24 protein-coding genes and 1 tRNA gene are annotated in these 26,059 nt (G+C 37.1%); 9 read left to right on the plus strand and 16 right to left on the minus strand.

Annotated features, from left to right (window positions below):
* Nucleotides 1-5 precede the first annotated feature (5 nt).
* Together rodA and IPP61_19770 are read right to left on the minus strand one after the other, a co-directional pair.
* Nucleotides 6-1,265 (minus strand): rod shape-determining protein RodA, encoded by a 1,260-nt coding sequence (gene rodA, locus IPP61_19765; protein MBL0327365.1) that lies wholly within the window; start codon nt 1,263-1,265, stop codon nt 6-8.
* Nucleotides 1,266-1,269: 4 nt separating this feature from the next.
* Nucleotides 1,270-3,144 (minus strand): peptidoglycan glycosyltransferase, encoded by a 1,875-nt coding sequence (locus IPP61_19770; GenBank protein MBL0327366.1) that lies wholly within the window; start codon nt 3,142-3,144, stop codon nt 1,270-1,272.
* A gap of 391 nt (nt 3,145-3,535) precedes the next feature.
* On the opposite strand from IPP61_19770, the gene tsaE reads away from it, so the two are divergent.
* From tsaE to IPP61_19785, 3 genes are read left to right on the plus strand one after another with little or no spacing between them, the layout of a single operon-like run.
* The gene (gene tsaE / locus IPP61_19775) at nt 3,536-3,943 is read left to right on the plus strand and encodes a tRNA (adenosine(37)-N6)-threonylcarbamoyltransferase complex ATPase subunit type 1 TsaE (protein ID MBL0327367.1); all 408 of its coding nucleotides are present in this window, start codon (nt 3,536-3,538) and stop codon (nt 3,941-3,943) included.
* Nucleotides 3,943-5,160, plus strand: coding sequence for an alanine dehydrogenase (locus IPP61_19780; GenBank protein ID MBL0327368.1), 1,218 nt, complete (start codon nt 3,943-3,945; stop codon nt 5,158-5,160). The genes tsaE and IPP61_19780 overlap by 1 nt, the downstream gene beginning before the upstream one ends.
* Nucleotides 5,161-5,171: 11 nt before the next feature.
* Nucleotides 5,172-5,576 carry a hypothetical protein gene (locus tag IPP61_19785; GenBank protein MBL0327369.1) on the plus strand — a complete coding sequence of 135 codons (405 nt, stop codon included), beginning with the start codon at nt 5,172-5,174 and terminating at the stop codon, nt 5,574-5,576.
* 703 nt (nt 5,577-6,279) lie between these two features.
* Here the strand turns inward: IPP61_19785 and IPP61_19790 are convergent.
* From IPP61_19790 to IPP61_19820, 7 genes are all read right to left on the minus strand, one after another.
* Nucleotides 6,280-6,978, minus strand: coding sequence for a hypothetical protein (locus IPP61_19790; protein MBL0327370.1), 699 nt, complete (start codon nt 6,976-6,978; stop codon nt 6,280-6,282).
* Nucleotides 6,979-7,017: 39 nt separating this feature from the next.
* Nucleotides 7,018-8,313, minus strand: coding sequence for a Gfo/Idh/MocA family oxidoreductase (locus IPP61_19795; GenBank protein MBL0327371.1), 1,296 nt, complete (start codon nt 8,311-8,313; stop codon nt 7,018-7,020).
* A 219-nt stretch (nt 8,314-8,532) separates the two neighbouring features.
* Nucleotides 8,533-9,483 carry a formylglycine-generating enzyme family protein gene (locus IPP61_19800; protein ID MBL0327372.1) on the minus strand — a complete coding sequence of 317 codons (951 nt, stop codon included), beginning with the start codon at nt 9,481-9,483 and terminating at the stop codon, nt 8,533-8,535.
* A 61-nt stretch (nt 9,484-9,544) separates the two neighbouring features.
* Nucleotides 9,545-10,099, minus strand: a complete 555-nt coding sequence (locus tag IPP61_19805) for a PQQ-dependent sugar dehydrogenase (protein ID MBL0327373.1) — start codon at nt 10,097-10,099, stop codon at nt 9,545-9,547.
* Nucleotides 10,084-10,932, minus strand: coding sequence for a PQQ-dependent sugar dehydrogenase (locus tag IPP61_19810; protein ID MBL0327374.1), 849 nt, complete (start codon nt 10,930-10,932; stop codon nt 10,084-10,086). Before IPP61_19810 ends, IPP61_19805 begins: the two co-directional genes overlap by 16 nt.
* Before the next feature lie 172 nt (nt 10,933-11,104).
* Complete coding sequence (locus IPP61_19815) at nt 11,105-11,644, minus strand: CoA pyrophosphatase (GenBank protein ID MBL0327375.1); 540 nt, start codon at nt 11,642-11,644, stop codon at nt 11,105-11,107.
* Between the two features lie 208 nt (nt 11,645-11,852).
* Complete coding sequence (locus IPP61_19820) at nt 11,853-13,442, minus strand: FAD-binding protein (protein MBL0327376.1); 1,590 nt, start codon at nt 13,440-13,442, stop codon at nt 11,853-11,855.
* Between the two features lie 77 nt (nt 13,443-13,519).
* On the opposite strand from IPP61_19820, the gene IPP61_19825 reads away from it, so the two are divergent.
* From IPP61_19825 to IPP61_19840, 4 genes are all read left to right on the plus strand, one after another.
* Complete coding sequence (locus tag IPP61_19825; protein ID MBL0327377.1) at nt 13,520-14,725, plus strand: 4Fe-4S binding protein; 1,206 nt, start codon at nt 13,520-13,522, stop codon at nt 14,723-14,725.
* Nucleotides 14,726-15,244 (plus strand): NADH-quinone oxidoreductase subunit J, encoded by a 519-nt coding sequence (locus IPP61_19830; GenBank protein ID MBL0327378.1) that lies wholly within the window; start codon nt 14,726-14,728, stop codon nt 15,242-15,244.
* Nucleotides 15,237-15,542: an NADH-quinone oxidoreductase subunit NuoK gene (nuoK, locus tag IPP61_19835; protein ID MBL0327379.1), complete on the plus strand. Its 306-nt coding sequence runs from the start codon at nt 15,237-15,239 to the stop codon at nt 15,540-15,542. The genes IPP61_19830 and nuoK overlap by 8 nt, the downstream gene beginning before the upstream one ends.
* A gap of 51 nt (nt 15,543-15,593) precedes the next feature.
* Nucleotides 15,594-15,667: transfer RNA gene (locus IPP61_19840), tRNA-Arg, on the plus strand.
* Between the two features lie 24 nt (nt 15,668-15,691).
* On the opposite strand, the gene IPP61_19845 is transcribed toward IPP61_19840, so the two are convergent.
* From IPP61_19845 to IPP61_19865, 5 genes are all read right to left on the minus strand, one after another.
* The gene (locus IPP61_19845) at nt 15,692-16,873 is read right to left on the minus strand and encodes a DUF2961 domain-containing protein (GenBank protein MBL0327380.1); all 1,182 of its coding nucleotides are present in this window, start codon (nt 16,871-16,873) and stop codon (nt 15,692-15,694) included.
* A 76-nt stretch (nt 16,874-16,949) separates the two neighbouring features.
* Nucleotides 16,950-17,705: a DeoR/GlpR transcriptional regulator gene (locus IPP61_19850; protein ID MBL0327381.1), complete on the minus strand. Its 756-nt coding sequence runs from the start codon at nt 17,703-17,705 to the stop codon at nt 16,950-16,952.
* 47 nt (nt 17,706-17,752) lie between these two features.
* Nucleotides 17,753-19,018 (minus strand): RagB/SusD family nutrient uptake outer membrane protein, encoded by a 1,266-nt coding sequence (locus IPP61_19855; GenBank protein MBL0327382.1) that lies wholly within the window; start codon nt 19,016-19,018, stop codon nt 17,753-17,755.
* A 19-nt stretch (nt 19,019-19,037) separates the two neighbouring features.
* Complete coding sequence (locus IPP61_19860) at nt 19,038-22,124, minus strand: SusC/RagA family TonB-linked outer membrane protein (protein ID MBL0327383.1); 3,087 nt, start codon at nt 22,122-22,124, stop codon at nt 19,038-19,040.
* A gap of 299 nt (nt 22,125-22,423) precedes the next feature.
* The gene (locus tag IPP61_19865; protein ID MBL0327384.1) at nt 22,424-23,302 is read right to left on the minus strand and encodes a 1-aminocyclopropane-1-carboxylate deaminase/D-cysteine desulfhydrase; all 879 of its coding nucleotides are present in this window, start codon (nt 23,300-23,302) and stop codon (nt 22,424-22,426) included.
* Between the two features lie 22 nt (nt 23,303-23,324).
* On the opposite strand from IPP61_19865, the gene IPP61_19870 reads away from it, so the two are divergent.
* Both IPP61_19870 and IPP61_19875 read left to right on the plus strand, forming a co-directional pair.
* Entirely contained in the window at nt 23,325-24,368 is a 1,044-nt protein-coding gene (locus tag IPP61_19870; GenBank protein MBL0327385.1) for an RluA family pseudouridine synthase, read from the plus strand.
* A gap of 9 nt (nt 24,369-24,377) precedes the next feature.
* The gene (locus IPP61_19875; protein MBL0327386.1) at nt 24,378-24,824 is read left to right on the plus strand and encodes a GNAT family N-acetyltransferase; all 447 of its coding nucleotides are present in this window, start codon (nt 24,378-24,380) and stop codon (nt 24,822-24,824) included.
* Here the strand turns inward: IPP61_19875 and IPP61_19880 are convergent.
* Nucleotides 24,802-25,209, minus strand: a complete 408-nt coding sequence (locus IPP61_19880) for a VOC family protein (GenBank protein ID MBL0327387.1) — start codon at nt 25,207-25,209, stop codon at nt 24,802-24,804. The genes IPP61_19875 and IPP61_19880 overlap by 23 nt on opposite strands.
* Before the next feature lie 6 nt (nt 25,210-25,215).
* Nucleotides 25,216-26,043: a ZIP family metal transporter gene (locus tag IPP61_19885; GenBank protein ID MBL0327388.1), complete on the minus strand. Its 828-nt coding sequence runs from the start codon at nt 26,041-26,043 to the stop codon at nt 25,216-25,218.
* Nucleotides 26,044-26,059: the final 16 nt, after the last annotated feature.

Consider the following 26,059-nt stretch of genomic DNA (forward strand, 5'->3'; position numbering starts at 1 on the left):
TAGCTTCAGTGTGCGTCAAGCTTTAAGAAAATAAATAAAAGCAGAGTAAATGACAATAATGAGGAGCCTCCATAGCTTACAAAAGGCAGTGGAATACCTATAACGGGCATTAAGCCCACTGTCATGCCTATATTGACCAAGATATGGAAGAATATTATACTTGCCACTCCATAACCATATATTCGGGCAAATTTAGACTTTTGTTTTTCGGCAAGACTTAAAATCCTGTTTAATAGAATAAAATAAAGCCCTAACAATACAAAACTGCCTACAAAACCCCACTCCTCTCCTACTGTACAAAATATAAAATCGGTGGTTTGTTCAGGTACAAAATCTCCTTTGGTCATGGTTCCTTTCAGATAACCTTTACCCATAAATCCGCCGCTCCCTATGGCCGTCTTGGATTGTGTCACATTCCAGGCGGCACCGAGGGGGTCAATATCTGGGTTAACCAAAACTTTAATACGTTTTTGCTGATGAGGAGCAAGTACATTATTTATAGTAAAATCAACCGTCAAAACAAAACCTGAAAACAAGATAAACAATCCTAAAATCCTTTGAAAGTTTTGTTTTGTTCGTTCGTATCTTTTCAAAAATAAATACCAAAAAAGTACCCCAGCCAATGCCAGACCCATTACAACTGCCCAATTGGGAAAAACTAATGCGAGTATTAGCATTACAATAAATGCCAGCATCAATGCAGGATAAACACCCGGTAAGCCTTCTCTGTACAGAACAATAATAAGTGCCGCAAAAGTCAAAGCCGAACCCGTTTCCTTTTGTAAAATTATTATAATGGGAGGCACAAAAATAAATAAGGCAGCTCTTAAAGCGTATCGCAATTTAGATACGTTCACTCCCATTGTAGAAAGATATTTTGCCAAGGCGAGAACAGTAAATGTCTTTGAAAACTCTGCCGGTTGAAGCGAAAATGTTCCTAATTTTATCCATGAACGGGAGCCTTTTATATCGCTTCCTAAAAAAATAGTGGCTAATAATAAAAGAATCATTAAACCATAAAATATATAGGCAAACGTATCATAGACTTTAAAATCAACAAAAAGTATAACCAATATCAAAGCGAACGCCACAAACATGAACAAAATTTGTCTGCCTGCATTATGACTCAATGAAAAGATTGGCTGTGGTCCATCAACATCATAGACAGCAGCGTATATATTGACTAAACCTATGGTTAGTAAAGCAACGTAAATCCAAATGGTAGTCCAGTCAATTCCTTGTTTTATATCTATATCTTTTGCCATTGATTTAGTCTTTTTTAGGTGCAGTTTGTTTTGGGGCAGAAATTTTATCCTTGTAAGATTTTGCTGCTGCCACAGTTGTATAATGAGTATTGATAATTTGGTTTTTGTAAGCCTCCCTTGAAACCTTTCCTTTTAAATATTGCTCAATTAATAATCCTACAATTGGTGCTGAAGCAGTTCCACCATAACCGGCATTTTCAGTCACAACAGCAATAGCTATTTTGGGATTATAGCGTGGGGCTATCGCAATAAAAATGGAATGATCTTTACCCTTTTTATTTTGAGAAGTCCCTGTTTTCCCACAAACTTCAATTCCTTCAACCTGAGCCGATCTACCAGTACCATTATTAACTACCAATAACATTCCTTTTAATATTTCTTCATAATGCCGTGGCTCAATTCCCGTCTTATGAGTTTCAATTTTAACTCCTTGAGCACTGGTTTTATTTAAACCTAATGAATTTACAATATGAGGTGTAAGCCAATATCCCCTATTGGCGACAGTCGCTGCCAGGTTGGCCAGTTTTAAAACATTTACACCTAATTCTCCTTCACCAATACTAACAGAATAGAAATTTGAAAACTTCCACTGGTTTTTACCGTAAACTTTATCATAAAGCTTGGTATCAGGTACTTTTCCTTTGGTTTCTGAGGGGAGGTCAATACCTAGTTTTTGACCAAAACCAAACCTGCCTACATATTCTCCCCAAATTTCAAGCCCTACCCTTGCCTGTTTAAAAGGGTTTGTCTCGCTATTATTGGCAATGATTTTCCGGTAAACATTATAAAAATAAGGGTTACTGGATAGCTGTATAGCATTATATAAATTTGCCGCTTCAATGGGTCCACTATGATATGGAAAAGCTGATGGACTACCAACAAACGAAGTTTTTGGATTTATCACACCCATCTGTAAACCAATGCTCGCCTGCACAAGTTTAAAAGTAGAGCCAGGTCTATAAAATGCCGAAATTGCCCTGTTGTTTAAAGGTCTGTCAGGGTTTCTGCTAAGTTTAGCATAATTTTTAGAAAATTCTTTACCTGATAATAATCTGGGATCATAGGTTGGGTATGAACCCATCGCAATTATACCACCGGTTTTAGGATCAATCGCAACCACTGAGCCTACTTTATGGGAAAACAGGGTATCGGCCAACTGTTGTGTGGCCAAATCAATCGAAGTGTAAAGATTTTTTCCAATTACTGCTGTGGTATCATATCTTCCTTCAGCATACCGGCCTTTTTCTTCACCTTTTACATTCATCACTGTAAATCTTATACCTCGTGTACCTCTTAACTCATTTTCATAGAACTTTTCAAGACCTGAAAGTCCGATATAATCACCTTTCCTGTAATAACTTTCCTCCTGCTCCTCGTACATTTTTTGTGGAATCTCACCAATATAACCCAGAGCATTAGCAAGTGTTCCACCAGGGTAGGTTCTAAAAAACGACTGCTCAAACGAAAAACCGGGATACTGAATCATGGCATCAACAACACTGGCATAGTCTTCTTTAGTAAGTTGCCTAAGAAATACTGATGGCCGGTCTTTCGAAAATTCAGTTGCAACAGCAAGGGTACTATCAAAATACCCTTTTGTAATTTTAAATAAATTACAAAAACTCAAAGTATCCATGTTTTTGACTTTTTTGGGAGTCACATACATGTCATAAACTTCCTCATTTGCTACAATGAGTTTATCATTGCGGTCATAAACCTGCCCTCTTAAAGGAATACTGATTTGCCTGCGGGTAGAATTAGTAGCCCCCAATGACCGGTATTTAGGATCTAAAACCTGCAAATAAAAAAGTCGAAGTAAAAAAATTACTCCGATAGTATAAAAGAAAATAAGAATTGTTGGTTTCCGGTTCTCGAGCATGAACTGATTCTTGACTTAAAATGCGATGCCAAATTTCCGAAATAAAAAACTGATAATTCAGTATGTTGGAAAAAATATTTTTTTAGACTTTTTTATAATTAAATTCTTTTCAAAAATATTCAATTTATTATGGATTAAATTCAAATATTACAAAATAAATTTCCAGAGCTTTTAGACAAAACTACTGATTTAAAAGACGTTAATGCAAGATATAATATTATTTAATTTAATTTCTTACTGTTTTTTTTCTCAAATTGTAAACCAAAATTTCTTTTTGCAAATAAATAAATTTCCTAAAAATATAAACCTAAAAAAGACGATTATATGAATTGTAAAAAAATAAAAAATGGTCAATAATATGTTATTTTTGTAAAAATTTTAATCGTTGGAAATATTAAAAAATATATCAGAAATTAAGATAGACGATGTAATAAACTCAATTTTAAAAATTGGTGAAGGAATCAAAGTTTGGACACTAACCGGAAATCTTGGTTCAGGAAAGACCACTCTTACTAAAGCAATTTTATCAAAAATGGGAATAAGTGACCAGGTACAAAGTCCTACTTTTTCATATGTTAATATTTACGACCAAAAGATTTTTCATTTTGATTGTTACAGACTAAAAAGCCTTGAGGAAGCACTGGATTTTGGTATTGAAGAGTACCTGGATTCTGGTAAATTATGCTTAATTGAATGGCCCGAAGTGATAGAAGAACTCCTTCCAAAACCATATTTGAGCATCGAAATAGCATACAATCAAAACGATACCCGAAATTATACTTTAAACATTATTAAATAATGTCAAATGATACCCTAAAAGAACTTGCCCGCCAGAGTGCCCTTGAAACCAAGGAATCGCCTCTTGCAATTTTTAAGTCTTCAAAAAGGCTTAGTTTGGGTGTACCAAAAGAGCTTTCTGAACAAGAAAACAGGGTTCCTTTAACTCCGGATGCGGTAGGATTACTTGTTAAAAACAATCTCGAGGTTTCTGTTGAAACCGGGGCAGGTGAAAAAGCAAATTTCTCGGATATTGAATATTCAAATGCCGGTGCCAGAATCGTTTATAATCATAAAGAAATATTTGAAAATGATATTATTCTCAAAATTGACCCTTTGGTTAATGAGGAGTTTGATATTATTAAGCCTAATACAACACTGATATCTACACTTAATCTTCCGTTTTTAAGCAAAGAATACTTTGAAAACCTCAACAAAAAGAAAATTACAGCCATAGCCTATGAATATATACAAGATAAAGTTGGGGAATTCCCGATAATAAGGGCAATGAGCGAGATAGCCGGAAGTGCTGTAATATTGGTTGCCACAGAGTATCTCAGCAGTGTCAACAATGGTAAAGGGGTGATTTTAGGGGGAATAACCGGGGTTCCACCGACCAACGTTGTAATAATAGGTGCTGGTACTGTAGGTGAGTTTGCAGTGCGGTCAGCAATAGGTTTAGGGGCTAATATCAAAGTATTTGACCGACAATTGTATAGGCTTCACCGCCTGCAATATGCTGTAGGACGGAGGGTTTATACTTCAATTATTGACTCGGTAAGCTTAGGCCAGGCTTTGGCTGAGGCTGATGTTGTGATTGGAGCATTGAGAGGAGACAAAGGCATGGCTCCCCTGGTGGTATCAGAAGAAATGGTGGCAAATATGAAGCCTAATTCCGTAATTATCGATGTTGCGATTGACCATGGGGGGTGTTTTGAGACTTCAATTGTTACAAATCATAAAAGCCCGGTTTACAAAAAACATGGTGTTATTCATTACTGCGTACCCAATATTGCATCCCGATTTGCTCATACAGCAAGTATGGCTTTGAGTAATATTTTTTCACCTGTATTATTAAAAACAGAAGGATTGGGAGGTGTTAATGAAATGATTTTTCAAAACCAATGGTTTATGAAAGGAGTGGTTTGCCACAAAGGCTCCGTCACTAATTTATATTTAGCGAAAAAATTTAATCTAAAATTCAAAGACCTGGGCCTTTTGATTTCAGCCCAGTTTTAAATACAAAAAAGATGATAAACCATAGTAACGAAAACACTTTAATGGATGATGCCAACTCTCCGGAAATCAATCAAAAACTGATGGGTAAAGTGGCAAGTGATTTTGTGAAAGTATCTGATCACCTCAAAGAAGCTTCATACCAAATCAGAAAAAGAGAATATTCGAAATTTCCGATATTTATTGTTTCCACTGAAGAAATCGAACTGGGTGCATTGTTTTTTGACAAAACAGATTTCAAAACTGTATATTATTACAGGGCAAGTTTTTTAGAAGAATTTATCAACCGAAACATGATTGGGCAGGAATCTGATGAGTTATTTAAAGAAAACTATAAAGATCCTGATGAATATTGTTGCCTTTTTGTGGTGGATAGCGAATTTGCCGGGTTTATTTATTTGCCCTTCCCAAATGATTAAATCTTGGAATACTTTAATTCCAAATGTTTTCTACCTTCAACAAATCCAATAATAATCAATATTTTAGAAAGTAAAAAGGAAGACCTGATGAAGAGGTAATCCATGTAGAAATGACCTTGAAATAAGTAAATAGAGGACAAAACATCACTAATTATATTAATAACAATTCCCCAAAGTAAGAATTTTTTACCTGGATAAGCTGAACTAATTAAAATAGAAAAAACACCCAGAACAGCAAGCTGAAATACATATATTATCACCAGAAAAAAGAAAGAATCTGGCACGATTTCCATCAAAAAAAAGCCAAAAAAGAAAAAAGCGAAGATTAGATATGGCCAACCTGACTTAAAAAAATCTTTGTTTCCAAAATTAAACACACCTTTTCGTTGACTTCTAACCAAACTTATATATATCTGATGCTCAATAAGGTAAAGAATTAATGTAATTGAAATAAACAATTCCAAATGCGTAAAAGTGAAAGATATTTCACCTAAAAATGTAATAATTATCGAAACCAAAAGGAATTTATCAAAGTTTTTTTTTGGGAAAGGAGAACTCCGGTAATAATAAAAAAACAAACACGATGTAGGAAAAATCTTAAATGCAAGATTTAAGTTTTTATTCAAAAAATAGAATGATGCAATTTCAAAAATCGAAGCTAATATAAATAATCCTATTAATTTGTTCGCATTTTGGTATTTACTCATTTCAAAACTTTATAAGAAGAAGTGAAACCTTCAATTATCAAAATCTGTGACACGAAATAGCAAGTAATACTTAAAGAAAATATGTAATCAATCGGGCTTTTAAAGTAAAAAAATACATAAAGAATATTTGAAAAAAACATAAGCATTACTCCTGCAATCAAAACATAAAAAGAGTAATTATTGACCGGTCTATACATACTAATGATAGTCAGAAGAAATATCAAGATGGCTGTTAAAAACATCAAAAAATATTGAAAGATATTCTCAACATCTAAAAATACAAAACCAGAAAGAAAGAAAATTACCACCGCTGGAATTACCACTTTCAAAATATCAAGACCTTTGATTTGTGCCAAGCGGGAATCTTCAGACCTAAACTCAATTAAATATAAAAACTGTGTTATTAACATTAAGACCATTTGACTATTCATCTTGGTCTCGTAATTAATACTTATCCTGCTTATATAAATTAAATCTGAGAGATACAAAAACACAAGGGCCAAAAGAACATATGGCCTTATTTTCCTATTGAAAAGTTTTCGAAATAATAAATAATGAAATAATAAAACCGGTACGAAAATTATCAGAAATAAATCAAACTGCTCGATTTGGTTTTGATAATAAGAGCTTATTCCCCAAACCGAAAAACCGGTCAAAAGAATAACTGCAACTGTTTTAAGTATTTTATTTATCATACTAAACAATTCAATTTTAAAGAGTTTATATATACCCTTTTAAATCAATTTATCCTTGCCCGGTACGGGAATCGGATAAAAGCCATTTGAATCTGGCAATGATTTTGGAAGGTGATTCCAATCCAATTTTTCAGGAAAATAGTTTACCTGAGAGTTAATCGCTTCGTCCCAGGTTACTTTTTGTCCACTGTATGTAGCCATTCTACCCATAATACTTGTCATAGTGGCTATTGCCCCGTTTTCAGCATCATTGATGGGCTTATCGTTGACAATGCAATCGAAAAGAACATCATGCTCAACCTGATAAGGGTTTTTATCGTCCTTATCACGGTGACGCCATATAGAATTTCCTTTTAAGTCTAATATTTTTCCTTCAGTAGCCCTGCCGGCTGTTCCTATCAAATGCTCCGACACATTGGAAACTGTACCCGGCTGATGCCTGCACTGGCTATTGAGAACCATGCCGTCACCGTAGGTAAATTCTACATAATGATGATCGAAAATCTCACCATATTCTTTTCCTTTTCTCACTTCTCGACCACCTAAGCCCACCGCTTCAACAGGGTGTCCACCTTTAAACCAATTAATTACATCAATGTTATGAATATGCTGTTCAGAAATATGATCCCCGCACAACCATACAAAATAATACCAGTTTCTCATCTGATATTCCATTTCAGTCATTTGGGCCTCACGTTTTACTACCCAAACGCCGTCGTTGTTCCAATAACAACGAGCCGAAACAAGATCACCAATGACTTTCTGGTCAATTACTCTTTTGTAGGTTTCTAAATATGAAGTTTGATAATGCCTTTGCAGACCCACCACCACTTTAAGGTTCTTCTTTTTAGATTCTTCCGCTGCTTTTAAAACACGCCGGATTCCCGGTGCATCAGTGGCAACTGGTTTTTCCATAAAAACATGTTTTCCCTGAGCTACGGCTTCCTCAAAATGCATAGGTCGGAAACCTGGAGGAGTGGTAAGAATAACCACATCAGCTAAGGCAATTGCTTTTTTATAGGCTTCGAAACCAACAAATTGATTTTCTTTGGGTACCTTAAGGCGGGCTTTTACTCCCGGATTTTTATCAGAATTTAAAGAATTATAACAATTATCCAATCGATCCTGAAAAGCGTCAGCCATTGCTACTAAAACCACATTCTCTTTAACTGAAAGAGCTTGAAAAGCGGCCCCGGTACCTCTGCCTCCACACCCAATAAGTGCGATTTTAATTGGCTCTGTTCCAATAAAAAAAGCTGAATTTGACGCATTGGCTTTCAAAGCCACTGCAGAAGTAGCAATTGCTGAATTTCTTAAAAAGTTTCTCCTTTTCATGATTTAAGGTGGTTAGAATAATACTTTGCTAAATTTATTTGTTAAAAATTAAATATACAATGGTTAGAAAAAAAAATAAAATTTACTTTAAATAAATGACTTAGAAATTGAATAATGTAATACTTGTAAATTTAATCAAAAGACTAATAATACAATTATTTCTTACAATTTAAATTTAATATTTTTATAAAGATAATTTTATACTAAATTTTTTACCTTTTAAATATCTTTAGGTGGCATTTCAAAATACTTTTCTATTTCTTCAGGCGAAGGTGTTTTTAAAGGTCTTACTATTCTGAACCCCAAAAACGGAGCATTGGTCATCCACCATTTGGATTTGGGAATCTGTGGGTCGATTTGTTTGAGTTTTGGGGTCGAATACCCCCTCGCTGAGCTCCTGAGTGCTTCGGGGTCGTCGTCCCACCCTCCACCTCGGATACTATGAGGGTAAAGATCTTTGGGTTGGAAATACGGGTCTATTGCTTTAGTTGGTATTTTTTGATAAGCATCTGAAAAATATTGATCGGAAGTCCATTCCGAAACGTTACCATACATATCATATAGCCCCCATTGATTAGGTTTTTTCAGTCCTACTTTCTTATATGTACCATCAGAATTATCAAAATACCAGGCATACTGTTCCAAATCTTTTGTTTCATTTCCAAAATAATAACTTGTATTACTACCTGCCCGGGCAGCATATTCCCACTCTGCTTCCGTTGGTAGTCTGTAAAATATTCCTGTTGTTTGATATAACCATTTGCAATAGGCTCTGGCAGCATATTGTGTAATGTTACAAACCGGAAATCCGCCGTTTTTCCCTTGCCCAAACGACATCTCAACATAAGGCTTGGTAGGCCGGGAGATGGCATCTAGTTTTGTTTGACTGGTGGTTTCGAGTTCTCTGTTTTGAAAAATCAAATAAGTGTCCCAGGTAATTTCATATTTTGACATCCAAAATGGACTGATTTTTACCTCTTTCTGCGGACCTTCATCTTCTTTCCTTCCTGGTTCATTTTCCGGGCTGCCCATTAAAAATTCTCCGCCTGGTATTGGAAGCATTTCTATTTTCTCTTTGGTATTAATTATGGATTGAGAATAGGGTTCAAAAGGCTGATCCATAAAAAAACTAAATAATACAACCAAAAATATCAAAGAGGTCTTTTTCATGAGTATTAAAAATTAAAAAAAATACATCCTAATTAGAAAAACGAATTACTATAATTGTGATTTATAATTTATTGGGAATCAATCTGAAAACCATTCCCGGATTTTCAATTCCAATATATATATAGCCATCAGAACCCATTTTAACATTCCTCAACCTTCCAACATTAATCAACTCTTTTTGACTTTTAACTACCTTGTTATCAATTACTTTTGCCCGCTCCAAATAATTAAATCTCAATGAACCAATAAGAATATCACCTTTCCAATCAGGGTATTTGTCACCGGTGACAAATGCCATTCCGGAAGGTGCAATAGACGGAATATAATAGTATTCAGGTTGCTCCATGCCATCCATTTTGGAAATATTTGTAATTGGCTTGCCGTCATAATTTATTCCATAACATATTACCGGCCAGCCATAATTTGCACTTTTTCTGATTGAATTTATCTCGTCACCACCACGTGGTCCATGTTCATTTTCCCAAATTTCCCCATTTGTTGAATTTAATGCCAATCCTTGAGGATTCCGGCTTCCAAAAGAAAATGCAGTTACACTTTCCGGTGATTTGAACGGATTGTCGGCTGGTATCGAGCCATCAGCTAAAATTCTGTGGATTTTCCCAAATCATTGTCTTTTGCCTGAGCATATTCAAAATGTTTTCCTCGGTCGCCAACCGAAAAATACAAATAATCACTTTTATCAAAAACAATCCTGGAACCATAATGATGTGTGGTATTAACATAAGGTTTTGCTTCAAATAATTCAGACAGCTCCACAAATTCATCATTTTGAATTTTCCCTCTGGCTATTGCAGTTGTAGCGAGTATTTTTCCATCTTTTTCCTGAGATTTAGAATATGAAAGATACACCCAGCCATTTTCAGAATATTTTGGATGAATTTCAACATCCATCAGGCCTCCCTGGCCTTTGACATGTACTTTTGGAGTATTTTTAATTAATATTTTGTTCTTATTTTTATCTATTCGGTATAAAAATCCGGCACGGTCAGTAACCAAAAGGTCACCTCCGGGCAATTGTGTAAGCCCCCAGGGACTCTCAAATCCGGTGGCAATAGTGTCGAGTTTAATTGTCATTTTTCCGGAAATATAAGTATCCGTCTTTTTGTTATTAAATTGGTACTGATCAACCGATTTCAGATTTTTCAAAATCAAAGCGGCCATTTGATCTATGTCTTTTTTCGACAAAGTTGTTTTCCAGGAAGGCATACCTCCTTCCAGATATCCCTCGGAAATGGTTTTAATAATTTCTGGTTTTGTTTTCCCATGTGCCCATTTTCTATCTACAAATGCCTCGATTTTTTCGCCATGACAGGTTGAACAGTATTGATTGTAAGTCACTAAGGTTTTTTTCTCAGAATTGGATTGCGAGAAGGAAATGCTATTGAAAAATATTGAGAAAATAAGGAGAAATATGCTTTTTTGTTTCATAGAAGAAATGGTTGAAAATTTTTCCCGAAAATAAATCAAAACATCATAAAAACCCCTTGAAAGAATTGATTTTTTAAAAAAAATTAAAACCATTAAATGTCAGTCAAAAAAACAAGATTCAAAATCACAAATTGGAATTGAATAAGAAATAAAAGCAGGTATTAAAAGGTAATCAGGATAAAATCAAGTCTTTTAGTTCCTGAAAAATAAGTGCAGTTGCACCCCATAGCCATTGACCGTGAACATCAAAACCCGGTACATTCATGGTACCATTTGGAACATGAACATTACGAAATTCAATATTCTCATTTGCCAATAAATCCAAAATGCTTATTTCAAAAATCTTCTCAACTTCTGTGGCATCGGGAAAAAACTCTGGTCGGTAAGGAATTGTACCCACTACAGGCAAAACATTGAAGTTGCTTACAGGAATATATACATCAGTCAACTTACCCAAGATTGAAACATCGATGGCTTTAATACCAATTTCTTCCTGTGCTTCTCTCAGGGCAGTCCTAATGAGATTTTCGTCAGAAGGTTCTATTTTCCCTCCCGGAAGTGCCATCTGGCCACCATGAGTACCGTCATAAGCCGGACGTAAAATTAGTGGTACAAACGCCTGGTTCTGAAAAGGATAAAACAAAATTAGCACAGCACTTTGGCGGGTATAGTTGTTGGGTTGGATAGTAGATTTAAGCCTGGCTTCATGCATATATTTCTGATGCGATGCCTGACCGGGCAATGGTTTTTTGAGTTGATTTTTTAAATGAATTATGAATTCTTCGAAATGCACAAATTATACTTTTGTGCTAAAGTTAAACAATTTTTTTATTTTTTCCAATAAAAATCATCATTCAAAATCCTGGTATTTTTAAGACTATATATTTTTAAAAATTGAAAATTGAAATTAGAAATTGAATTTATTTTTTCGCAAAATACTGATTTACAAATGCTTCAACGCATCTTTCGCCATCCATTGCCGCCGACACAATTCCTCCTGCATAACCTGCTCCTTCACCACAAGGATATAATTTCCTGATTTCAATATGTTCTAAAGTTTCCTTGTCACGTGGTACCCTCACAGGTGATGAAGTCCGGCTTTCGATACCTATCATCTGGCCTTTGTCATAGTTACGCATTTTTTGAGAAAACTGAAGTAATCCTTGCTTTAAAGCCATTGCAATTCCTCTTGGTAAAATTTGATAAAAATCACTACTCAAAAGGCCCGGCTGATAAGAACTGGGATTGAGGTCTTTCGAAATCCTGCCATCATAGAAGTCTCTGATTTTTTGAGCTGGCATAACCTGTACATCGTCACTTTCCGACTTTAAACCATTCTTTACATATTCAAAAGCCCTTCTTTCAACCGATTTCTGAAATTCCAATGCCGCCAATGGCCCAAAACTTTCAAATTCATGCCAATCCACCTCATTAACTGACACCACCACGCCCGAATTGGCAAATTGTGAGTCGCGTCTTGAAGGCGACATCCCATTAACTACCAATTCATTTTTGTCGGTAGAGGCAGGCACAATAAACCCTCCCGGACACATACAAAAGCTAAAAACTCCTCTTTGCACACCTTTATAGTTGGTTTGAGCCACTAAAGAATATGCTGCAGCAGGTAAAAGTCCCCGCTGGGAAGTATGGTATTGGCACTCATCAACAAACTGTTGAAAATGTTCAACTCTTACTCCGATTGCAAAAGGTTTGGCTTCAATTTTAATGTTTCTTGAATGCAATAATTCAAAAATATCCCTTGCCGAATGCCCTGTCGCTAAAATCACAGCATCACTTTTCCTTATCTTCCCATCTTGAGTTATCACTCCCTTAATTTCGTTTTTTTCCAAAACAAAATCAGTGACTTTGGTTTCAAACCATATTTCGCCACCGGCTTTTAAAATAGTCTCCCTGATATTGGCGACCACCTGAGGCAATTTATTTGTACCAATATGAGGATGTGATTCGTATAAAATCGTTTCGGTAGCACCATGTTTTACAAAAATTTCAAGAATCCGTTTGACATCACCACGTTTTTTGGAGCGGGTATAAAGTTTTCCATCTGAATAGGTACCTGCCCCTCCCTCACCAAAGCAATAATTGGATTCAGAATCTACGATTTGTTGTTTATTGATTGCAGCAATATCTCTTCTACGGGCTCTTACATCTTTCCCTCTTTCTAATACTATAGGCTTTATTCCCAATTCAATACAACGCAAGGCAGCAAAAAGTCCGGCTGGACCTGAGCCAACGATAATTATGGATTTTTCTACTAAATTATTATCGTATTTATATTTTCCAAATATCTGACTATCAAAAGGTTTGTAAGAAATTTCTAAATCAAGAACCACCTTGATATCCCGCTTCCTAGCATCAATTGATTGCTTAATTTTTTGAATATATAAGGGAGTGATCTCAGGCATTTTTTCCTGCTTTCTGATAAAATCTGAAAGTTTTTGATCATCAAAAGCCACCTCCGGGCTAAGAATAAGAGAAAGATTTTTTACCATAAGTTTGAAAGGTTTCTATCCTTTAATTTTTAGGCAAAATTAATCAAAACCTTCAAAATTGCCTTTATATTTGCAATATGTCTTATTTTTCAGATCTTCGGAAAGGAATCTCTTCATCAGTTTTGGGTCTAAAACTCACACTGAAGCATATTTTTGCTGCCAGAAATAGCAGAGGAAATTTTGGAATAAAAGACAAAAAATACTTCGAACTCAAAGACGGTCACGTAACCCTTCAATATCCTCACGAAACCATTGTTGTGCCCGAAACGGGAAGGTATCAGCTTGAATGTGAAATTGATGATTGCATAGTATGTGATAAATGTGCGAAAATCTGCCCTGTAGATTGCATCGAAATCGAAGCCATAAAATCTCCGGAACTAATAAGGACGACTTCTGATGGCTCACCAGTTAGGCTACATGCTGCAAAATTTGATATTGACCTTGCAAAATGCTGTTTCTGTGGGCTTTGTACCACCGTTTGTCCAACGGAATGCTTAACCATGAATTCGGAATATGATTACAGTGTTTCGGATGTAGATTTATTGAATTTTGCTTTTTCAAAACTTACTGAAAAAGAAGCCGAAGAAAAACGAAAATTATATGAGCAATTTGTGGCGGAAAAAGAAGCTCAAAAAGCAAATTCAGTATCTAACCAGGTAGCAACGCCTTCAACTCCAAGCGGATTTAAGCCTAAGTTCCAACCGAAAGCTGCAGAAAACACTGAATCAAAAACAGAGGGTCATGAAAACACTGAGGTGAAAAAAGCATTTTTCCCTAAGGCAAAAATTCAGGCTGAGAATACCGAAGAAAAGGCAGAAAGTAATTCTGAAGAAAGCCCTAAAAAACCCTTTGTGCCATCTGGAAGTGCTTTTAAACCAAAAATGAAAGAGGTTTTACCGGGCAAAGTTGAAAATATCGCAGAACCATCTGAAAAAGGTTTTGTTCCGAAATTTAAGCCTTCGATGGTTTCAGAAGAGAAAAATAATATCGAGCCATTGGCAAAACCGGCCTCCAAGCCTATTTTCAAGCCAAAATTGAGAGAAGAGGCTGTCCCGGAAAATAGTAACTCACCCGCTGAACCTATTGAAAAACCAGCAGGAAAACCAGTTTTTAAGCCCAAAATGGGCAACACCGCTGTATTGCCAGATCAGGAAAATCCGATAAAGTCAAACGGTTTTGTACCTAAAATGAAACCGGCTGTAAATCCTGAAGTGGTTGGAGAAAACGATAAAGTTGTAACCGAAAAACCAAAGTTTGTACCCAAATTAAAGCCAAAAGAATAGATGAATTACCAGGAAATTCTTTCTCATCTTGACGACGCGGTATTTTACATATTCTGTGCCATCGCTGTAGGTGGTGCCATTTATGTTTTATTGGCAAAAAATGTACTTTATGCTGCTTACGGATTATTATGTAGTTTTCTAGGAGTAGCAGGCATTTTTGTTTTTGCAGGAAGTGAATACGTAGCGGTTTCTCAAATCATGATTTATGTGGGGGGTATTTTAATTCTCTTGGTATTTGGTATTATGCTCAGTTCGAATAAAAAATCAGGAAAAGAATATTTAAGAATAAAAAACAGAAACCTGACCTGGGGGCTTTCTGTAGGGCTGGCATTGATAGCCCTTATGACCATCATTGTTTCATCTTTAAAAATTGAAACCGGCAAAACGCCTACTATACAAAGCATTAAATACATAGGTTTCAGCTTGATGACCGAGCATGTTTTGGCCCTGGAATTAATAGGGATTTTACTTTTGGTTGCTTTAGTAGGTGCAACATTTATCGCAAAAACTGATGAATAATTTAATACCTTATCTGATAGTTTCCACGATTTTGTTTTCGTTGGGTTTAGCCATCACGGTCACAAAAAAGAATCTAATTTTGATGCTCATGGGCCTTGAACTGATGCTAAATGCGGTTAATATTAATCTGGTTACATTTTCGAAATATGACCCCAATCCTGAAAAAGGACAGATAATGGCTATAATGGTGATGATGGTAGCGGCAGCAGAAATAGCAGTAGGTTTATCCATCATATTGAAAATCAGGAAATTCTACAATAGCGTGGATCCGGAGCAACTGGATGAATTAAAAAATTAGTGAATTTATGTTTGTCAAATAAAAAATAAGCTCTAATTTTGCAGTCCAATTGGCTGCGTAGCTCAACTGAATAGAGCGTCTCACTACGGATGAGAAGGTTTGGGGTTTGAATCCCTACGCGGTCACAAGCCCTCATTTGAGGGCTTTTTTTATTTAACCCTCTCTACAACATTAATCAATTCTGGTAAAACACTCACCGGTTTATCCAAATAAAAATAGGCTGTGGATGAGTAGTCATCAATCCGATAAAAATTGACCCAGCCGTTTGGAAAGTCGTTATCAAAAATGTCTTTGGGATCATCGAGCAGGCGACGAAAACCTCCCTCCCACTGAACCGTAACAGGCTTAAGCGGATGATTATTTTTGATTAATTTTCTAACCAAATCCCGCTCCCCTCCACCGATTTGCTGAATGCTCGCTCTGAAATTCTCCCTGAAAATAATTTCATCCTTTACATGAAAACGATAAAATGCATACTGTTTGGCAGAATCATCGGCCACTGTAGCTCCCTGATATAGATTGGTATATTGACCCAGCCCCCATGCAGTCCCGATATAATCCTCGGCACCTGTGCCATTCCAGGTCGGAAATTTCTGGTCATTGTCAATAAACATTTTAACCTCACCTTCTCCCCACCAGGTATTTTCATAATATTTTCCTGCGTTTACTCCCATATTTACTCCCAGATACCTTCCTTTGCCTTTTATTTGAGGCAAAAATTCATATTCACTCCCATGAACAGAAGTTTTTTGCCTTTTCCAAAATGCATGAAAGTACATGGCTCCTGTGGGAAAGCTGTTGAGTTTTACAAAATCAATATCAAAAAATAACAGCCCAATATCTTTATTACTCTCGTTGATGATAACCACTTTTGCACCAGCCTTAAATGGCATCGGGATATTACAGTTAAACGACCGTCCTTCAGGATTTGAAAAGAAAGCTGTTTCAAATTTCACGGTTTTTGCCAGGCCATAACCAAAAAAATCACCAAAAGGTACATCTACAGCGGGCTTTGTGGCTCCATCCCAGTAAAACTGCAAACGCATTGAGCGGAGCATTTCCGGCGAGCGATCTCTTACAGTAAACCACATTCTCTGGATGATCCCAGGCCCATTTATGTTCAATAAAACTTTAGATTGGCCTGCTTTCAACTCTTCAAAAGCATTTCCTTTAGCTGTTTGGTTTGTTTTTCCACCTTTCCCTTTTTCCCCATTAATATTTTCAAAAGTACTGATATGACTACTTTTTATATTTTCCGGAAACTGAAAAATAGACTGAGATTTGGCACTAAAGACGATGAGAATTGAAAAAATAAAAATATAGTATTTCATGCTAAGGTTGATTTTAACATGAATTTCGGAAAATAAACTTATAAAAAAATGAATTGCTATTTTTTTTGAAATTGGTTTAGATCAAAATAACGTTTTTGTATCGATATTTTTCAAGACTCTCATGATCTTTGTCTAATTCTGACACCAGATAATCGACTTCCTCCATGCCGCAGATTTTAAGATTTAAAGTTGAGTTTAATTTTTCTGAAATGGCCAGTACCATAATTTTTTTTGAGGCAAGAAATAAGGCTTTTTTAATTTCAACAGTTTCCCAATGACTATCAGTGAGACCATTTTCGGGGTCTATTCCATTGGTTCCTACTACACACAAGTCTGCTTTAATTTCACGTAATTTCAGGAAAGCATCTCCTCCAATAACCGCCTGACTATAATTTGACACCTTTCCACCTACAAGAATGGTATCAATGTTAGGTTTGGCCATCAAATGAATACAAGTATAGGGATTTAAGGTAACAAAAGTGGCCTTGAGATTTTCGGGAATTGCAGCAATAAATTCTCTTACTGTTGTCCCCCCTCCTACCAAAACCAACATGCCATCTTTTAAAAGTTTTACAGCCTTTTTGGCGATTATTATTTTACTTTCCTGAGCAAAATTTTGTTGATTTTCGACCAAAAATTCATTCCCTTTGGCCATGGCACCTCCTTTGACCTTCACAATTTTTTGTACTGAGGACAGCTCATTGAGGTCTCTTCTAATGGTATCTTCCGAGACATTCAACATCGTAGCAAGATCATTAAACGACACCCTGGAATGTACGTTGATCTGCCTTAAAATAAGGTCTTTGCGGTCTTTTTTTAATAATGTCACCATAAAAAAACAGGACTCCGGAAAGTATTATCCGGAGTCCTAAATTTTTGTTACTTAGCCGGATCGGCCGGGGTATTTTTATTATTGTTTCTCTCCGAAAGCGGATAAGGATACCAATTGCGGTTACGCTCGGTTTCGGCTCTTCCAAATCTCCGGCTATCTTCCAATCTGAATCCAGAAAGGAATAACTCAACACACCTCTGGGTGTATATTGCATTTAAAACAGCGGCAGCGGTCGATTCGCCGGTATATGCCTGTCCTTTTGCAGTTATGCCATAAACATCAGAAGATTTCGTTAATACCTTATTAAGCTCAGTTACCGCATCATTGACCTGACCTTTTCTGGCAAAAGCTTCGGCTTTGATTAAGGTCATTTCACCCGGTAAATAAACCGGAATTGAGGCAGTATTTGAAGCAAAAAAGCCTGCTTTTCCAAGATTGTTTGCACCTCCTGTAGAATAGTAAAACGCTCTGCGACCATCTTCAGCGGCTGGAATATTTGCTCCTGTTAGTCCAAAATCGGCCAAAGGTTCGGTCACGTTTTTATTTCCGAAAGTATTAAAGAAAATCGGATTTGGGCTAATATCATCAAAATTGAAAGTACTTTTTACGGCATCCGACGCTTTTGAAGCTGCAGCAATAGCAGCATCATTATTCCCCAGCATGTTATTGTATCGGGCCAATAATGCTTGTATCGTGTTTTCGAGATTGATACCCGTCACAAAATCATTGGTAAAACCTGTTGAAGGCTTAGTAGCGGCAATAGTGGTTGCCGCTGTTTCAAGTGATTTTATGGCTTCTTTCAAAACATCGGTACGATTGCTAAAATGAGCATCTTTTGCTACAGCGATGGGGGCTTGCTCCCAATAAGTCGCCAATGTACCCAATGCCAAAGCACGATACATATGAGCAGCAGACAAAATGCCTGATTTTATGGCCGGATCCGGTGCATTTGCAATATTGGCGATAATCAAATCGGCATTTGATTTTACCAAATGTGACTGACTCCAGATATTATTCAAAATAGAATTTGAATTTATTAAAGCGGAGCCACCTGATTCTAAAAGGACCTCATCAGTATTACCAGCATTAAGCACCTTTAACTGCTTGGTAGTCAATCCATCCGCAGTAATCGCTGCATAAATTACTCCTGCTCTCGAAGTAGTATATTTTTGTTGAAGACCATTTACAAGAGCAATAAGTCCCGATTGACTGTTAACCACCTGCTGTTCACTGGCAGAACTCGGATTAAGAAATTCGTTATCACAAGAAGAGAAGGCCAAAAGCCCCAATCCTAATATTATTATTTTTTTCATTTTCTTTTCAATTTAATGGTTAAAATGTTGCGGTCAATTGAAGCTTAAATGAACGCGGAATTGGCACGTTTCCAAAATCAACACCTCTGAAAAGGTCACTGTTTCCACCGGCATTGGTTTCGGGATCATAACCTCTGTAATTGTCAAACGAAATCAGGTTCCTACCGGTCAAAGAAAGATTCCATGTCGATAATTTACCGATTTTTGGCATGTCATAAGTCAAACCCAATTCTCTTAGTTTCACATAAGACCCATCGTCAATACGCCATTCTTCAATCAAATAGTTGGCAAAAATATAACCTCTTGGCAGTTCTCCTTTTAATTCTTGTTCAGCTACTTCTCCTACACCTACACCCTGACGAGTACGGAAGTCAGCATTGAAAACCTCAAGACCCTGAACAGCATCCAACAAGAAATTGAAACCTAATTTTTTATATTTCAGAGTACTTGAAAAAGAACCTGTCCATTTCGGATTTGGATTTCCCAAAATACCATTAATGTTTGCACCGGTGGGTTGACCGTCTGATCCACGTCCGGGAGTATAATAAGCTCCATTTTGTGTTCCTTTTTCACGTTGCGGAAATCCCTGGGCATTTAAAATTAACTCGCCGTTGGCATCTCTAGCATAAGGAACTCCGAAGAATAAAGATGGTGCTTCGCCCTCAACAAGGAAAATAGGTGCACCGGCTACGTTAGTGATACCCACTAAAGCGGTGCCCAGTTTTTCAACTTTGCTTCTGTTTCTGTTAAATAATATTGAAGCATCCCAGGTGAAGTCTTTTTTATTGATTAAACCAAAATTTAGTCCTAATTCAATACCTTTATTACTCATTTCTCCTGTATTGTTTACGATCGAAGTACCTCCGGTTGTGGCAGCAGTAACGGCATTTACGACTAGGTCTGAAATAGATTGGTTATATGCAGTAAATGTCAAACCTAGTTTGTCATTTAGGATTGAAACATCAATACCCGCTTCCATTTCGGTCATTCTTTCAGGTCTAACAGAAGAGTTAGCCAACTGACTGCTAGGTATGATAGTATTTTTGCCCAAATAATTTACCGGATTAAATTGCCAGAATCTATCATAAGAACCAATTCCTGTTAAGTTACCCGCCTGACCCCATGAAGCCCTGATTTTCATAGAATTAATTACATTTTTAAGATTTCCATCTTTCCAGAAAGAAAAATCAGATGGAATTATGCTTGCCGATACTTTAGGATAAAACTGGTTGGTTTCTGTTTCTGAGAATTTAGATGATTTGTCTCTGCGAAGTGCTGCCGTTAAAAACGCTCTGTCTTTAAATCCAAAAGTAGCCTGACCAAAAACCCCGCTTAGATTGTATCTATCCAGACCATATCCTGCAGTAATTACCGAGCCTCCGTTTAAGGATTCAATGAATGGAGCTAATCTTTCTCCACTGGCACGAGTAAAATCAGACTGGCCATATTGGTAACTATAACCTGCCAAAAGATTTAGTTTAACGTCATCAGTAAGTGCTTTTTCATAACCTACATTTAAATCAGAGTTATAGAAAATAGAAAGGTTATTGGCACTCGAAGCAAAACCCTGGGGATATCTTTCTGCAGGCAAACCAGCAACTGCCTGATAAGGATAAGGTTTAATTAGGTTTTTACCCAATTGAGAATAAGCATCAACACCTATTAACCAGTCAACCGATAATCCTTTAAGTGGAGTTAAGTTTAATTGAAAATCGTTGATAGTGCGATTTACCGCTTGCGTAAATATCATGTCCTCAATTGTGCTCAAAGGGTTAACCCGGGTTGGCTCTACTGCCAGCAGACTTCCTGCAGCGTCTCTTTTTGTAATATCCCAAAGGTTGTTGGTGATATTTATTGAGTTAATAGGACTGTAGAAAACGTTACCATTGGCTTTTTCATTAGAAAAACTATTGGTGTAACTCAAACCCACCGTAAATCTGGCCCAATTATTTAGCTTTTGGTCAATACGAGTTCTGATACCATACCTTGTAAAATCGGTTCCGGTAATAATCCCTTCGTTTTTAGTGTAGTTCACAGAACCAAAATAACTTGTTCTGTCATTACCACCACTTATTGAAAGCCCGTTTTCGGTACCCATTGCAGTCTGGAAAATCTGATCCTGATAATCATAACGGGTTACATCAACCAGGTTGGTGGCCAGGTTAGCTGTAGCTCCATCTCTAACAATTCCAACTGTGGTTGTACCCGGATTTGCAGCAATCTGTGCAGCTGAGATTGCTCCGATTGTATGTAATCTGAGACCTGCAAAGCCAAATTGTTTCCCGTAGGTACTGAAAGGCATTTTCTTTCTTAAACTAAATGTACTTATACTAGTATTGAAACTAATTCTTGGAGCACCTGTTTTACCTTTCTTTGTAGTTACGACCACCACACCGTTTGCTGCTCTTGAGCCATATTGAGCTGCAGCAGCTGCACCATTGATAACATTGATGCTTTCAATATCCAATGGATTTAAATCAGCCAATCGGTTAGTACCCACAACTGCGGTTCCAATCTGAGCCGAAAGAGCAGTTTGAGAAACGTTAACTGAATTGTTACTAGCAATAACCCCATCGATAACATAAAGGGGATCAGAACTCCCTTGAAGCGATTTTACACCTCTCAGACGAATCGTAACACCACCAGCAGGATCACCGGAGTTTTGGGTAATTTGAGCTCCGGGCACTTTTCCTTGCAGGGAGTTTACCAAATTTGAGCTACCACCTTTTAAAAGTTCGTCGGCTTTGATTGTCGAAATCGCATTTCCCAATTGCCTGCGTGACTCTTTTACCGTAGAGCCTACCACTACCACTTCGTCAAGATTCAATGCATCTTCTCTTAAAGAAACATCAATTTTCACTTCAGAGGCATTTGCAAGTGTTATATTCTGAATGATATTGGAATACCCAACACTTGAGAACAGAATTTTGTAGGTACCGGCAGCCAGAATTGCATTAAACTTGTAATTACCATCCAAATCAGTGGATGAACCGTAGTTTGTACCTGAAATTTTCACACTTGCCCCAGGCACTCCGCCTAAATTATCACTAACCTTACCCGAAATGGAATAAGTGCTCTGGGAAAATGCAAAATTTGCAAAAAACATCAAACCCAAAAGCAGACTTTTGAATTTCAGATCTCCCGGCGGAACATTGCTAATCCGGCGGATAAATCCCGCATAAATTTGATTCATAGTTTTTTTTGATATAGATTAAGAAAAAAATGTGCACACCTTTATTTATTCGACCAGAAAGATGTTGATGCAATTTTTGCAAATTTTTATAATATTCCTACTATTTTATGCAGAATTTTAAAAAAAATAAACAAAAAATTAGGGCTAAATCTAATTTCCATAAATTGAATTACAATTGCTGATTAAAATTCCGTAAGAATGGAACTGTTGCTTTAATATTTCAGCTTACCTTGCAATCCACCTGTGTGTAGTAAGAAAATTGTAGAATTCGGGGCAAAAAAGTCTTTTTTTATCAAATCCATTACACCAAAAAACATTTTTCCGGTGTAAACCTGATCCAGCGGAACCTTGTGTTTCAATTCAAAGCCCTCAATAAACTCCAATAATTCCTCATTATATTTTCCATATCCGCCAAAATGATACTCTGTAAACAGATTTCCGCGACGTGGAAAAGGTTTTTTTAATAAATTTTCAATATTTTCTTTGATAAAATCTCCTCCCTTCAATACCGGAATAATCACTACTTCACCCTCAAACTTTTCATTACTCAGCAAGCCTGATGCAGTTCCTCCGGTTCCCGAAGCTGTACAGATATAATCGGGATAAAACTGCTCTTCCAAAAGCTCCGCCACTCCCGGTAAAGCATTCTCATTACTGCCACCTTCCGGTACATACATTGCATTTGGGGCATATTTCCTGGCCAATTCTTCTTTGATTCTATAAGAGCTTCTATCTACAAAAACCAACTCAATTCCCAAGCCATGTGCTCTTTTTAAGGTTTCGTTGCTTTCAGGATTAAGCTCATCACCTCTAACTATCACTGTTCCTTTGATTTGCATTTGGTAGCATGTTTCTGCAAAAGCCGCCAGGTGATTGGAATAGGCACCCCCAAAAGTAACCAGACTTTTGATTCCGTTTTCTTTGGCGTATTTTACATTATATTTTAGTTTTCGGTACTTATTTCCTGAAATATGTAAATGCGTCAAATCATCTCTTTTTACAAAAACCCGAACTTCTTTTTGGATAAAAAGCTCATCAAATATTTCAGTTAAGGGGGTTGGCAAATTAATTAAACTTTCAAAATCAAGCATATTTTACGAAATTTGCACAAATATGGATACTTTCGACGAAATAAAAGACTCTTTTGAAGAGGATGAAGAAGATCTGATTGAAAATCTGGAAATTAAAGTTGATCCGGGCCAAAGCCTGCTAAGGATTGACAAATATCTGGGTCATCATGTCAGAAATACTTCCAGAACCAGAATTCAGAATGCAATAGACACTGATTCTGTGATGGTTAATGGCCGTCCGGTAAAATCAAGCTACAAAGTAAAACCCAACGACCTCATTGCGATTTCTTTGGCAGCAGCTCCTAAAATGCCTTCTGAGGTATTGCCTGAAGACTTGCCAATAAATATTGTTTATGAAGACGATGAGATAATGGTGATAAACAAAGCCCAGGAAATGGTTGTGCATCCCGGGCATGGAAATTACACCGGCACACTGGTCAACGCCCTGGTTCATCATTTTGCCAATCTTCCCACAACACCCGACGGAAAAGTAAGGCCGGGTTTAGTACATAGAATTGACAAGGGAACTTCAGGTCTGTTGGTAATTGCAAAAACTGAGTACGCTATGCAGTTTTTGGCGAAACAATTTGCCGACCATTCCACAGAAAGAACCTATTATGCTTTGATTTGGGGTGAACCTAAAGAAGAAAAAGGCACTATAAACGCCCACATCGGAAGAGGATTTAAAGACCGGAGAATGTCCGACGTTTTTCCTGATGGCGAACATGGCAAAGAAGCCATAACCCATTATGAAGTATTGAAATCAATGAGGTATGTAAGCTTGATAAAATGCAATCTTGAGACCGGTCGTACCCACCAGATCAGGGCACATATGAAGTATTTGGGCCACCCGTTGTTCAATGATTCTACTTACGGAGGTGATAAAGTTTTGAGGGGTGATTTGTTTACAAAATACAAACAATTTGTTGAGAATTGCTTTGAGATTATCCCAAGACAGGCTTTACATGCCAAATCTTTGGGTTTTGTCCATCCTAAAACTAAGGAATGGATGCAGTTTGATTCCGAATTACCTGAAGATTTCCAGAAAGTGCTGGAAAAATGGGATCATTACCTTCAATATAAATAGTGTTTTGTGATGATATCTTTAAGAAAAGCTGAAAAAGAGGACGTAAAAGAGATTATGTATTTGGTGAGGGAGCTCGCCGAATACGAAAAGGCTCCGGAGCAGGTAAGTAATACTGAAGAAAGAATGCTTAAAGAAGGTTTTGGTGAAAATCCGGCATTCGGTTGTATTTTGGCAGAGAAAGATGGAAAAGTACTCGGAATGTCTTTATATTATTTTAGATATTCCACCTGGAAAGGTCGCAGGCTATATCTGGAAGACATAATTGTGAAAGAAGCTCACCGGGGTGAAGGGATTGGAAAAGTATTATTTGACAAAACCGTCGAAATTGCCAAAGAAGAAAATTGCTCCGGAATGATGTGGCAGGTTTTGGACTGGAATACCCCTGCCATCAACTTTTACGATAAATATCAGGCAAGATATGATGCAGGTTGGCTCAATGCCCATTTAGATTTTTAATGGGTTCTATCAAATCCCAAAGGTTACCGTAGATATCTTCAAATACCAACACTCTGCCGTAGGATTCCAAACGGGGACCATTAATAATTTTTATATTATTCAGAATCAATCTTTTATGAAAATCCTCAAATTCGTTGGTGTGTAAAAACAAAAACACCCTGCCACCTGATTGATTCCCGATTGCATTTTCCTGGACTTCTGTGACAGCTTTGGCAAGAAGTAATTGACAGGAGTTTTCCAGTTTATTGCCTAGAACAACCCATCGCTTGGTTTCTGAAAGAGGCGTATCTTCTAATAGTTCAAATCCAAGGATTTTGGTATAAAAATCTATGGCCTCATCATAGTCTTTTACGACAATTGCAATATGTGCTAAATAAGTTGCCATAAATAATTAACCTAGAGCTACATCCAAAAACATCATCACCGCAAAACCAATCATAGCTCCAATAGTCGAGAGGTCGGTTTCGTTCCCATTTTGAGACTCAGGTATCAATTCTTCAACCACCACAAAAATCATGGCACCGGCAGCAAACGAAAGTGCATAAGGCAAAATAGGTTGGGCAAATGACACCAATAATGCTCCCAAAACTCCGGCAACTGGCTCAACAGCACCACTAATCTGACCATAATTAAAGGCCTTCCATCTTGAGAAACCTTCCCGACGCAATGGCACCGACACTGCTGCACCTTCGGGGAAATTCTGAATTCCGATACCAATAGTTAAAGCTACAGCACTGGCGAGCATTCCAATGGTCGGATTTTGGCTCAATGCTCCAAAAGCCACACCTACCGCCATCCCTTCAGGGATATTGTGCAGTGTAATGGCTAAAACCAGAAGAACACTTCGATGTAATGAGGTCTTGACACCCTCAGCTTCTTCCATTTTCCGGTCGAGGTGAAGGTGAGGAAGAGTTTTATCAAAAATATATAAAAAGGCACCACCACTTAAAAAACCAACAACCGCCGGTATCCAGCCTTTTTTACCTGCAGCTTCGGCCATTTCGATTGAAGGTGCCAGCAAAGACCAGAAACTAGCCGCAATCATGACACCTGCTGCAAATCCCAGCATCAGATTTAATGCCTTTTTATTAATCTCTTTGAAAAAAAATACTAGTGACGAGCCCAAGGCTGTAACTCCCCAGGTAAACAATGTAGCAAATAATGCCAGCAGTATGGGGTTGACTTTGAGAAGTGATTCAAAAGATAAAGTTAGATTCATCTAATTTTTATGTTTT

Source organism: Cytophagaceae bacterium (assembly GCA_016722655.1).
GTDB lineage: Bacteria > Bacteroidota > Bacteroidia > Cytophagales > Spirosomataceae > Leadbetterella.